At 70.4% G+C, this 12252-nt stretch carries 9 protein-coding genes and 2 pseudogenes; 3 read left to right on the top strand and 8 right to left on the bottom strand.

The window, feature by feature from the left end; translation table 11 throughout:
- The 3 genes and pseudogenes from KN815_RS50305 to KN815_RS14170 form a co-directional block, all read left to right on the top strand.
- A pseudogene (locus KN815_RS50305) lies at positions 1–139 on the top strand (DUF2092 domain-containing protein); the annotation flags it as partial.
- Positions 140–189: 50 nt separating this feature from the next.
- The gene (locus tag KN815_RS14175) at positions 190–1173 is read left to right on the top strand and encodes an ABC transporter ATP-binding protein (protein ID WP_216342276.1); all 984 of its coding nucleotides are present in this window, start codon (positions 190–192) and stop codon (positions 1171–1173) included.
- Positions 1160–2164, top strand: coding sequence for an ABC transporter permease (locus KN815_RS14170; RefSeq protein ID WP_372458356.1), 1005 nt, complete (start codon positions 1160–1162; stop codon positions 2162–2164). Before KN815_RS14175 ends, KN815_RS14170 begins: the two co-directional genes overlap by 14 nt.
- Before the next feature lie 95 nt (positions 2165–2259).
- Here the strand turns inward: KN815_RS14170 and KN815_RS14165 are convergent, their stop codons facing one another.
- From KN815_RS14165 to KN815_RS14130, 8 genes and pseudogenes are all read right to left on the bottom strand, one after another.
- Entirely contained in the window at positions 2260–3207 is a 948-nt protein-coding gene (locus tag KN815_RS14165; protein ID WP_253208967.1) for a M28 family metallopeptidase, read from the bottom strand.
- Between the two features lie 276 nt (positions 3208–3483).
- A complete protein-coding gene (rarD, locus tag KN815_RS14160; RefSeq protein WP_372458354.1) occupies positions 3484–4680 on the bottom strand; it encodes an EamA family transporter RarD in 1197 nt (398 codons plus the stop codon).
- A 116-nt stretch (positions 4681–4796) separates the two neighbouring features.
- Positions 4797–5654, bottom strand: a complete 858-nt coding sequence (locus tag KN815_RS14155; RefSeq protein ID WP_216342271.1) for an SDR family oxidoreductase — start codon at positions 5652–5654, stop codon at positions 4797–4799.
- Positions 5655–5805: 151 nt separating this feature from the next.
- The gene (locus tag KN815_RS14150; RefSeq protein WP_216342270.1) at positions 5806–7770 is read right to left on the bottom strand and encodes an APC family permease; all 1965 of its coding nucleotides are present in this window, start codon (positions 7768–7770) and stop codon (positions 5806–5808) included.
- Between the two features lie 176 nt (positions 7771–7946).
- Entirely contained in the window at positions 7947–9029 is a 1083-nt protein-coding gene (locus tag KN815_RS14145; RefSeq protein WP_216342269.1) for a 2-oxoacid:ferredoxin oxidoreductase subunit beta, read from the bottom strand.
- Positions 9022–10974 (bottom strand): 2-oxoacid:acceptor oxidoreductase subunit alpha, encoded by a 1953-nt coding sequence (locus KN815_RS14140; protein WP_216342267.1) that lies wholly within the window; start codon positions 10972–10974, stop codon positions 9022–9024. The genes KN815_RS14145 and KN815_RS14140 overlap by 8 nt, the downstream gene beginning before the upstream one ends.
- A 235-nt stretch (positions 10975–11209) precedes the next feature.
- On the bottom strand, positions 11210–11881 hold the full coding sequence (locus KN815_RS14135) for a response regulator transcription factor (RefSeq protein ID WP_014054096.1): 672 nt from the start codon (positions 11879–11881) through the stop codon (positions 11210–11212).
- Positions 11882–12043: 162 nt separating this feature from the next.
- A pseudogene (locus KN815_RS14130) lies at positions 12044–12252 on the bottom strand (sensor histidine kinase); the annotation flags it as partial.

Below are 12252 nucleotides of genomic sequence, written 5' to 3'. Positions count from 1 at the left end.
GGAGGTCAAGGGCGACTTCGGCTCCGGCACGGTGGTCAGCACCCGTCTGGTCAACGCGCTGCTGACCAACGACGGCAAGGTGTTCGTCGGCGCGGTCGACAAGGACGCCCTGGTCAAGGCCGCCAACGCGGCCAAGTGAGGCGCCGGGCGCGCACGGCGTAGAACACGACGCATAACGAAGGGGAGCCCGTGGAGCAGCGATCCACCGAGGGGGACGACGCCGCGGTGGAGACCCGCGGGCTCACCAAGCGCTACCGGGGCGGACAGCTCGCGGTCGACGCACTCGACCTGTCCGTGCCGCGTGGCAGCGTCTTCGGCTTCCTCGGGCCCAACGGCTCGGGGAAGACGACGACGATCCGCATGCTGATGGGCCTGATCGAGCCCACCTCGGGCCGGGCCAGACTGCTCGGCGAGCCGATGCCGCGCGCCGCCCGGAGCGTGCTGCCCAGGGTGGGCGCCCTCATCGAGGGGCCCGCCCTCTACCCCTTTCTGACCGGCCGCGACAATCTGCTGCGCTTCGACGCCGCCGACCCCACGGCCGACCCGCGCACCCGCGTGCCCCGCGTCGAGGCCGCACTGGACCGGGTCGGGCTGGCCGCGGCGGCCGGGAAGAAGGCGCGCGCCTATTCGCTCGGCATGAAGCAGCGTCTGGGTCTGGCCGCGGCGCTGCTCCAGCCGCGTGAGCTGCTGGTCCTGGACGAGCCGACCAACGGCCTCGATCCGCAGGGCATGCGCGAGATCCGTTCCCTGGTGCGCGAACTGGCCGAGGAGGGCACCACCGTCTTCCTCTCCTCGCATCTCCTCGACGAGATCGAACAGGTGTGCACTCATGCCGCCGTGATGGCCCAGGGCCACCTGATCGCCCAGGGCACGGTGGCCGAGCTGGCGGCGGGCAGCCGGGGCAGGCTGGTCGTCACCACCCCGGACCCGGCGGACGCGGTCCGGATCCTGAAGGAGCACGGTGTGACGGATCTGGTGATCCTGGACGAGCGGGTCTCCGGCGAGCTGCCGATGTCCGGCCCCGGCGCGGACGACGCACCGCTGGAGCTGGCCGATCTCAACGCCGCCCTCGTCCGTGCCGGGGTGCGGGTCCGGGCCTTCGGGGCCGAACGCGCCTCGCTCGAGGACGCCTTTGTCGCACTGACCGGGGAGGGCTTCGATGTCGCGGGCTGAGGAACTGGGCCCGCGGGCCGAGCGAGCAGGAACGGTTGACCTCGGCGCACCGGCCACGGTCGGCACCGGCGCACCGGCCACCCACATGGGCGAGAGAACGGGCGCGAGAACGGGTGAGAGAGCCGCGAACGCGCCCCGCCCGAACCCCCTCTGGGCCCTGGCGCTCTTCCGCTCCGAGCTGACCACCACCCTCCGCCGCTGGCGGACCCTGGCCCTGCTCGGAGTGCTCGCGCTGATCCCGATCCTCATCGGCGCCGCCGTGAAGATCGAGACGAGCGACGGCGGCAGCCTCGGCGGCGGCCGTGGCGCGGACGGGCAGGGCCCCGCCTTCTTCTCCCAGATCACCAACAACGGGATCTTCCTGGTCTTCGCGTCACTGGCGGCGACGCTGCCCGTCTTCCTGCCGATGGTGATCGGCGTGATCACCGGTGACGCCATCGCCGGTGAGGCGGGCGCCGGAACGCTGCGCTATCTGCTGGTCGCCCCCGCCGGGCGGACCCGTCTGCTGCTGGCCAAATTCACCACGTCCATGGCGTTCTGCCTGATCGCGACCCTGATCGTGGCGCTCTCGGGCCTGCTGACGGGGGCGCTGCTGTTCCCGCTCGGCGATGTCACGCTGATCTCGGGCATCACGGTCTCGTTCGAGGAAGCGCTGCTCCGGGCCCTCGGCGTGGCGGCGCTGGTGGCCCTGTCGCTGGTGGGGATCGCGACGGTGGGGCTGTTCATCTCCACCCTGACCAACAGCGGGATCGCGGCCATGGCCACGACCGTGGGGCTGGTGGTCACCGCGCAGATCGTCGACAGCATCCCGCAACTGCACGCGATCCACCCGTATCTCTTCCCGCACTACTGGCTCAGCTTCGCCGATCTCCTGCGCGAGCCGGTCTACTGGGACGAGCTGGTCAAGAATCTGGGACTGCAAGGGCTGTACGTCGCCGTGTTCGGCTCGGCGGCCTGGGCCCGGTTCACCGCGAAGGACATCACGGCCTGAGCCGGTTGGGGCCGAACATCCAGCCGGACACCGAGCCGGACACCGAGCCGAGCATCGAGCCCGACACCGAGCCGAACACGGCACGTCAGCCGGGATCAGGCGCCGCCGAGCGTCCAGACCGCGTACGCGATGGCATCGCTGTTGCGGTCCAGGGCGGTGTCGTTGATGTTGCTGATGGTGTCGCAGGAGCGGTGGTAGCAACTGTCGAACGCCCGGCCGGAGGTGCCACCCCACTTCTGGGCCTGGGCGGAGGTCTTGATGTAGTCGGCGCCGCTGAAGAGCCCGCCCACCGGGATGCCCACGTTCTTGAACGGCGCGTGGTCGGAGCGGCCGTCGCCCTCGGTCTCGATCTCGGTGGGAACTCCCTTGGCGGAGAAGAACGCCTTGAACACCGACTCGATCCCGGGGTCGTCGTCATAGACGAAGTAGCCGGGGTTGGGCGAGCCGATCATGTCGAAGTTGAGATAGCCGTCGATCTTCGCCCGTTCGGATGACGGCAGGTTGTTGACGTAGTAGCGGGAGCCGACCATCCCCAGCTCCTCGGCGCCCCACCAGGCGAACCGCAGATGCTTGGTGGGCTTCGCCCCCTGGCGGGCGACGGTGAGCGCGGTCTCCAGGATTCCGGCGGAGCCCGAGCCGTTGTCGTTGATCCCGGGGCCCGCGGTGACCGAGTCGAGATGGGCGCCGGAGAACACCACGTTGTTGGTGTCGCCGCCGGGCCAGTCGGCGATGAGGTTGTAGCCGGTGGAACCGCTGGAGGTGAACTGCTGCACGGTGGTGGTGAATCCGGCGGCGTCCAGCTTGCCCTTGATGTAGTCGAGCGACGCCTTGTAGCCGGGGCGGCCATGGGCGCGGTTGCCGCCGTTGGCGGTGGCGATCGACTGGAGCTGGGTCAGATGGGCCTTCACATTGGCCACGGAGATGTCCGGCACCGCGAGGGCGGTACGGGCGTCCGCCGCGGGCCGGGCCGATGCGGCGGCAGTGGCGGAGGTGGCAGGGGCGGCCGAGACCAGGGCGGCGACGGCCGTACCGGCGGCGGCCATGGCGGCCGTCCGGCGTATCAGGGATCTTCGGGGGCGGCGCTCAGCACATGACGACATGGGGGGCTCCGGTTCCGAACGGTGACAGGACGGAATGACGTGACGCTGTGTGGTGCACGTGCCCGTGGGGGCGATGGAGCGGTGAAACCTGCGGTGCGGTGAAGCCTGCGGTGCGGTGAAACCCGCGGTGCGGCGAACCCGCGGTGCGGTGAAGCGGCGATGATGCGAGGCTGATGCTCCGGGTGTGGCTGACTCCGCGTCAAGGGCGGGAACCGGACATCAGCCGCCGGATATCGATCCCGGCCGGGCATCGGGCACGGCGGCATCCGACACGGCGGCATCCGGTACAGCGGCATCCGCTATGGCCACATCCGAGATGACGGTCTCCGGAACGAGACCGGCCTCCGGAAGGACATCCGCATCCGGAACGACACCGCCCTCCACTGTCGCCGACAGCGCGGCCGCCCGCGCGGTGGCGTCGGCCAGCTCCCGCCGCGCCCGCCGCGCGGTGCGCAGCGCGTCCCAGGTGAGCAGCGCGAGGGCGAGCCAGACGAGGGAGAAGCCTGCCCACCGTTCGGGTGGCATCGTCTCGTGGAAGACGGTGATGCCGAGGGCGAACTGGAAGGTCGGCGCCACGTACTGGAGCATCCCGATCGTCGACAGCGGCAGTCGCACCGCCGAGGCCCCGAAGCAGATGAGCGGCAGCGCCGTGACGAAGCCACAGCTCGCCAGCAGCGCCGCATGTCCGGCGCCCTCGCTCGCGAACGTGCTGTCACCGCGCGCCCCGAGCCAGATCAGGAAGCCCAGCGCGGGCAGGAACTGTACGGCGGTCTCGGCGGCCAGCGACTCCAGCCCGTCCAGCCCCACCCGCTTCTTGGCCAGGCTGTACGTCGCGAAGCTGAAGGCGAGCGTGAGCGCGATCCACGGCAGCTTGCCGTAACCCACCGCCAGCACGGCCACGGCCACCGCCCCCACGCCGACCGCCGCCCACTGCGCGGGCCGCAGCCGCTCACGCAGCAGCAGCACCCCGAAGGCGATGCTGACCAGCGGGTTGATGAAGTATCCGAGCGCGGCCTCCACCACATGGCCGCTGTTGACGCCCCAGATGTACAGGCCCCAGTTGATCGAGATCACGGTCGCGGCGAGCGCGATCATGCCCAGCCGTCGGGGCTCCCGCAGCAGTGGCCGTATCCAGCTCCAGCGGCGCAGCGCCAGCAGCACAAGACCGACGGCCGCCAGCGACCACACCATCCGGTGGGCGAGGATCTCCACCGCGCCTGCGGGCTCCAGCAGCGGCCAGAAGAGCGGCACCAGCCCCCAGAAGGCGTATGCCGCGAAGCCGTAGAGGAGACCGGCGCGATCGGCCCGGTCCTGCTGGTCCTGCGGCGTCACGGCACCCTCCCCGACGGCATGGCGAGCCCAGGGCGGGCCCGTTCCGAGGGTCCGAAGGTAGCGTTGGTGAGGCCCGCCTGTCATTCCCGTATCGCATGACGGTCATGACAGGTCGGCTGACGGTCATGACGGGTCGGCCGGCGGTGATGACGGGTCGGCCGGCGGCGATGACAGGCGGGCCGTGGTGCGTACGGGGCGGGTCAGCCCTTCAGCGCGGCCGCGACCGAGTCCGCGATGGGGGTGGTCGGGCGGCCGATGAGCCGGGACAGATCGCCCGGGGTGGCGGCCAGCCGGCCGCGTTCGATGGCCGTCTCGACGTCGGAGAGGATCGCGGCGAGCGGCTCGGGGACGCCCGCGCCGGTGAGGATGGTCTGGTACTCCGCCGCGGGGACGGCGCCGTAGACGATCTCCTTGCCGGTCTGCCCCGCGACCACCTCGGCGTACTCGGCGAAGCTCCAGGCGGTGTCGCCGGACAGCTCGTACGCCTTGCCCTTGTGGCCCTCGCCGGTCAGCACGGCGACGGCGGCCGCGGCGTAGTCGGCGCGCGAGGCGGAGGCGACCCGGCCCTCGCCCGCGGCGCCCACGACGGCGCCGTGCTCCAGGACCGGGGCGAGGTTCTCGGTGTAGTTCTCGTTGTACCAGCCGTTGCGCAGCAGGGTGTACGGCAGACCGGAGTCGGTGATCGCCTTCTCGGTGACCTGGTGCTCCTCAGCCAGGGTGTAGTCGGCGGCGGGGCCGCCCAGGATGCTGGTGTAGGCGAGCAGTGCGACACCGGCCTCCTTGGCGGCGTCAATGACCGCCTGGTGCTGCGGACCGCGCTGCCCGACCTCGCTGCCGGAGATCAGCAGCACCTTGTCGCCCGCGGCGAAGGCGCCGGCCAGCGTCTCGGGCCGGTTGTAGTCGGCCTCATGCAGCCGTACCCCGCGGTCGGCGAAGTCGGCGGCCTTCGCGGTGTCGCGCACGACCGCGGTGATCTGGTCGGCGGGAACCTTCTCCAGCAGCCCCTCGACGACGAGACGGCCGAGGTGGCCAGTGGCTCCGGTGACGACGATGCTCATGGGTGTGACTCTCTCCTGTTGGACCTGTTCGGGGTCGGCACACCTACCTTACGGGAAGCGCTAACCAAAAGAAAGGTACTTCCGGTTAAGTAAGTGTGTTCATCCGGAGCCGGGTCCGGAACCGGAGCCGGGTCCGGAACCGGAAACCGCGTCACTCCGTGGCCTCGCTCTCCCGCGCCGCGAGGCTGACCGCGAACGGCAGGATCGTCACCGCGACACCCGGCAGATGCTCCAGCACCCTCGCCAGCGACTCCGCCGTCCCCCGGTGCAGCAGCTTGCCCAGCGGCGAGGTGTAGGTGCGGCGCGGCACCAGCAGGGTCAGCGCGGTCTGCCCGTCCTCGGTGGTACGGGCCGCAAGCTCCATCACCGCATGGCGCAGCCGCCGGTCCGGGCAGGCCACCACCTCCAGCGCCACCGTCACCCCCGCCGTAGCCTCCCACCGCGCCATCAGCCGGCGGGCATGGCTCTCGTCCACCATGAAGTGCACCGCGCGTACCTCGTCGGGCCGCAGCTCATGGGCGTAGCGCAGCGCCTTGACCGTCGCGAGGTCGATGGTGTCCGCCAGGACGAAGACGACATGGCGCCGCCAGCGCGGGACGTCGTCCCCCGGGCGCGGCACCGCCTCCAGGGCGGCCGCCTCCGCGCGGTATTCGCGGTTGATCCGGATCAGCGCCCAGACCCCCAGCGGGAAGACCACCACGACCAGCCAGGCGCCCTCGGTGAACTTGGTGATCCCGAAGATCAGCACCACGGCGGCGGAGACGGCCGCGGTGGTGAGGTTGACCGCGACCTTCCAGCTCCGGCCCGGCTCCCGGCGCCGCAGGTGATAGGCGGTCAGCCCGGCCCCGGCCATGGTGAAGGCGGTGAACACCCCGATCGCGTACAGCGCCACCAGCCGGTCCACATTGGCCTCGGTGACCACCAGCAGCGCCAGCGCCACCACGGCCAGCGCGATGATCCCGTTGGAGAAGGCCAGCCGGTGGCCGCGCCGGGTGAGCTGCCGGGGCAGAAAGCGGTCCTCGGCCACGAAGCTGGCCAGGAAGGGGAAGCCGGTGAACGGTGTGTTGGCGCCGGTGTAGAGGATGAGCGCGGTCGCCAGTTGGACGAACGCCAGCCCCAGGGCGCCCACCACCCCGTTGCCGAAGACCAGATGGGCCTCCTGCGCCAGGACGGTCGGGGTGCCGTCCCGGTACGGGATGGCGTGGGTGAAGTGGGCGAGGGCGGAGACCCCGAGGACCAGCGTGCCCAGGATGCAGCTCATCGTGATCAGCGTGCGGCGGGCGTTGTGGCCCTTGGGATCGCGGAAGACCGAGACGCTGTTGGAGATCGCCTCCAGACCGGTCAGCGAGGAGCCGCCGTTGGCGAACGAGCGCAGCACGATGAAGAGCGAGGCGCCATACAGCCATCCGCTGCCCGAGGTGCCGAGGGGCACGGCGCCCGCGGCGTGCACATCGGCGTGCGGAAGCCGCCCGGTGAGCCCGCGGACCACGCCGACGACCAGCATCAGGCCGACGGCGACGATGAACAGATAGGCGGGCACCATGAAGACCCGCCCGGCCTCGCGCAGTCCGCGCAGATTGCCGTAGGCGAGGATCAGGATCACCAGGGCGCTGAGGGGCAGTTGGAGATGGTCGATACCGGTCCAGGTGCCGCCGACGAGATGGGCGAACGAGATGATCGCGTTGGTGCCCGCCGAGACCTGGACCGCGACGGTGACGATGTAGTCCACCAGCAGCGCCACGGAGGCGATCTGGGCGATGTCCGGGCCGAAGTTCTCCCGCGCCACCACATAGGAGCCGCCCGCCCGGGTGTAGATCATCACCACATCGCTGTAGCAGAGCGTGACCAGCAGCAGCACCAGCAGAATCGCCCCGGTCACCGGGAGGATCAAGGAGAACGCCGCGACCCCGATGACGGGCACCAGCACCCGCAGCATCTCCTCGCTGCCGTACGCGGTCGACGAGATGCAGTCGGAGGCCAGCACGCCCAGCGCGGCCGGATTGCCCAGCTTCTCGCGCCGGATCCGCTCGGTGACCAGGGGCGGGCCGAGCAGCAGCCGCTTGAGGCGGTAGGCGGGGCGGTCGGGGGGCTGGAGGGGGGCGGCGGGGTCGGCCATGCGGACAGCAGAGCGGGTGCCCGGCCGGGGCGTGGTCAGACGCTCCGGTCGGGCACCCGCCTGTGCCCGGATGTACGAATGTGCCCGCCGCCGTACGAAGGTGCCTGCCGACTGTACGAAGCTGCCCGTCGGCGGGGCGGGGCAGGTGCCCGTCGGCGGGGCGGGGCCCGCTGGGGTCAGCCCACGACGGTCCAGGTGTCGCCGCCCGCGAGCAGCGCGCCGAGGTCGCCCTTGCCCTTCAGCTCCACGGCGTTGTCGAGCTGGTGGGACATCAGGGTGTCGTAGACCGGCCGGTCCACATCGCGCAGCACCCCGATGGGTGTGTGGTGGAGCGTATCGGCGTCGGCGAGCCGGGTCAGCGCGAACGCCGTGGTGGGCGAGGTGGCGTGGGCGTCGTGCACCAGCACCTGGTGCTCGTTCTCGGCGGTGACGGTGACCACTTCGAGGTCGCCGGTGCTCTGGTTGCGGATGACGCCCTTGGCCTGGTCGACGCCGAAGCGGATCGGCTGCCCGTGCTCCAGCCGGATCACCGCCTCCTGGGCCTGCTCCTTGTCCTTCAGGGCCTCGAAGGCGCCGTCGTTGAAGATATTGCAGTTCTGGTAGATCTCCACCAGCGCGGTGCCCGGATGGGCCGCCGCCTGCCGCAGCACCTCGGTCAGGTGCTTGCGGTCGGAGTCGATGGTGCGGGCCACGAAGCCCGCCTCGGCGCCGAGCGCGAGCGACAGCGGGTTGAACGGCGCGTCCAGGGAGCCCATCGGGGTCGACTTGGTGATCTTGCCGACTTCGGAGGTGGGGCTGTACTGACCCTTGGTCAGGCCGTAGATGCGGTTGTTGAAGAGCAGGATCTTCAGGTTCACATTGCGGCGCAGCGCGTGGATCAGGTGGTTGCCGCCGATGGACAGCGCGTCGCCGTCACCGGTGACGACCCAGACCGACAGATCCTGCCGCGAGGCGGCCAGACCGGTGGCGATGGCCGGGGCGCGGCCGTGGATGGAGTGCATCCCGTAGGTGTTCATGTAGTACGGGAAGCGCGAGGAGCAGCCGATGCCGGAGACGAAGACGATGTTCTCCTTCGCCAGCCCCAGTTCGGGCATGAAGCCCTGGACGGCGGCGAGGATCGCGTAGTCACCGCAGCCGGGGCACCAGCGGACCTCCTGATCGGACTTGAAGTCCTTCATCGTCTGCTTGGTGTCGCTCTTGGGCACCAGGGAGAGCGCGCTTCGAGCCGATGCCGCGCCCTCGGCGAGGGTGTCAGTCATCGATGGCCTCCTTGAGGGCGGTGGCGAGCTGTTCGGCCTTGAAGGGCAGCCCGCGGACCTGGGTGAAGGAGCGGGTGTCGACCAGATAGCGGGCGCGCAGCAGCGTGGCGAGCTGACCCAGGTTCATCTCCGGCACCACGACCTTCTCGTAACCCTCGAGCACCTTGCCGAGGTTGGCGGGGAAGGGGTTGAGATGGCGCAGATGGGCCTGGGCGATGCGGTCGCCCGCGGCGCGGACGCGGCGCACCGCGGCGGTGATCGGGCCGTATGTCGAACCCCACCCCAGGACCAGGGTGCGGGCGTCGCCGGTCGGGTCGTCCACCTCGATGTCCGGCACGGTGATGCCGTCCACCTTGGCCTGGCGGATGCGGACCATGTGCTCGTGGTTGGCCGGGTCGTAGGAGATGTTCCCCGAGCCGTCCTGCTTCTCGATGCCGCCGATCCGGTGCTCGAGACCGGGCGTTCCCGGCACGGCCCAGGGGCGGGCCAGGGTCTCGGGGTCGCGCTTGTACGGCCAGAAGACCTCGGTGCCGTCGGCCAGCACATGGTTGGCGCCGGTCGCGAACTGGACGCGGAGGTCGGGCAGCTCGTCGACGTCCGGCACCCGCCAGGGCTCCGAGCCGTTGGCCAGATAGCCGTCCGACAGCAGGAAGACCGGGGTGCGGTAGGTCAGGGCGATCCGGGCGGCGTCGAGCGCGGCGTCGAAGCAGTCGGCCGGGGTCTTGGGGGCCACGATCGGCACCGGGGCCTCGCCGTTGCGCCCGTACATGGCCTGGAGCAGATCGGCCTGCTCGGTCTTGGTGGGCAGCCCGGTGGAGGGGCCGCCGCGCTGGATGTCGATCACCAGCAGCGGCAGCTCCAGCGAGACCGCGAGCCCGATGGTCTCCGACTTCAGGGCCACGCCGGGGCCGGAGGTGGTGGTCACGGCGAGGGAGCCGCCGAAGGCCGCGCCCAGCGCGGCGCCGATCCCGGCGATCTCGTCCTCGGCCTGGAAGCTGCGCACACCGAAGTTCTTGTGCTTGGACAGCTCATGCAGGATGTCCGAGGCCGGGGTGATCGGATACGACCCCAGGAACAGCGGCAGATCCGCCTGGCGGGAGGCCGCGATCAGCCCGTACGACAGCGCCAGGTTCCCGGAGATGTTCCGGTAGGTGCCGGTCGGGAAGGCCCTGGTGGCCGGGGCGACCTCGTAGGAGACGGCGAAGTCCTCGGTGGTCTCGCCGAAGTTCCAGCCCGCCCGGAAGGCCGCCACGTTCGCCTCGGCGATCTGCGGCTTCTTCGCGAACTTCTGCCGCAGGAACTTCTCGGTGCCCTCGGTCGGCCGGTGGTACATCCACGACAGCAGCCCGAGCGCGAACATGTTCTTGCTGCGCTCGGCCTCCTTGCGGGACAGGCCGAATTCCTTCAGCGCCTCGATGGTCAGCGTGGTGAGCGGCACCGGGTGGACGTGATAGCCGTCCAGCGAGCCGTCCTCCAGAGGGCTTTGGTCATAGCCGACCTTGGCCATCGGGCGCTTGGTGAACTCGTCGGTGTTGACGATGATTTCCGCCCCGCGCGGCACATCGGGGAGGTTGGCCTTCAGCGCGGCCGGGTTCATCGCCACCAGCACGTTCGGCGCGTCACCTGGTGTGAGGATGTCGTGATCGGCGAAGTGGAGCTGGAAGCTCGACACTCCGGGCAGGGTGCCGGCGGGCGCGCGGATCTCCGCCGGGAAGTTCGGCAGGGTCGAGAGGTCGTTTCCGAATGACGCCGTCTCCGAGGTGAACCGGTCACCCGTGAGCTGCATACCGTCACCCGAGTCGCCCGCGAACCGGATGATCACCCGGTCCAGGCGGCGGACCTCTTTGCCGCCCTCCGCTGTTCGCTGCCCCCCGGCGGGCGTCTGCCCGCCCTGCTGATCGGCTGGTTCGGCCTGCTCGGCCGGGCTACTGACCTGGCTGGTCACTGCTTCGGACCTCCCTTGAGGCGGCGCTCCTGGACAGTCGGTGCCGACCGGTTGTTGTCCCATGACCATCGTACGTCGGTAAGGGTGGCCTTCCTTGGCCGGATCACATGGTGGACGTCCAAAGGAGAACCATATATGTCACGGTTTGGCATGACGTGTCCCATCCCCCGTGCTGTCGTTTCCGCTGACCCCCCGTTCAGCCTTTGGCCCGGCTTTGGCCCGCGGAAGTCTGCTTTCAGGAATTGAGGTACGTGAGCACGGCGAGCACCCGACGGTGATCCCCGTCACTCGGCGACAGACCCAGCTTCAAGAAGATGTTGCTCACATGCTTCTCGACCGCGCCATCGCTCACCACGAGCTGCCGGGCAATGGCCGAATTCGTACGCCCCTCGGCCATCAGCCCCAGGACCTCCCGCTCCCTCGGGGTGAGCCCGGCCAGCACATCCTGCTTGCGGCTGCGGCCCAGCAACTGGGCGACCACCTCCGGGTCGAGCGCCGTACCGCCCTCGGCGACCCGCACCACCGCGTCCACGAACTCGCGCACCTCGGCCACCCGGTCCTTGAGCAGATAGCCGATGCCCCGGCTGTTCCCGGCCAGCAGCTCCGTCGCGTACTGCTCCTCCACATACTGCGACAGGACCAGCACGCCGAGGCCCGGATGGTCCCGGCGGAGCCGGATGGCCGCCCGCACCCCCTCGTCGGTGTGCGTCGGCGGCATCCTTACGTCGGCCACCACCACATCCGGCAGCACGCCCTCGTCGGCCAGCTCCCGCACCGACTTGATCAGCGCTTCCGCGTCCCCGACGCCCGCGACCACCTCATGGCCCCGGTCGGTCAGCAGCCGGGTCAGCCCCTCCCGGAGCAGCACCGAATCCTCGGCGATGACCACCCGTACTCTGTCCGGCACGATGCTCGGCCCCTGATTCACTCGGCCCCCGTTTCGCTTGTTCCGTGGGGACCAGCATCCCAGGGTTGGGCCGCCCGCGTCGCGCAGAACCGGCCGACGCCGAAGGGCGTCGGCCGGTGCGGTCGTGCGTCCTCGGCGTCGGGCCGGTGCGGTCGTGCGCCCTCAGCGCCAGGGCAACTCGGCGGTCACGGTGGTCGGACCGCCCGCCGGGGAGTTGACGACGAGGATCCCGTCCACCGCGTCGATCCGCTCGGACAGCCCGGCCAGCCCCGAACCGGCGGAGGTGTCCGCCCCGCCCCGTCCGTCGTCCGTGATCTGAAGCATCACCCGGTCCTCGGTACGCCAGACATCGACCTCGGCGGTGCGGGCGC

Origin of the sequence: Streptomyces niphimycinicus (assembly GCF_018883605.1) — a bacterium.
Taxonomy (GTDB): domain Bacteria; phylum Actinomycetota; class Actinomycetes; order Streptomycetales; family Streptomycetaceae; genus Streptomyces; species Streptomyces niphimycinicus.
This window is presented reverse-complemented; position numbering and strand designations above follow the sequence as displayed.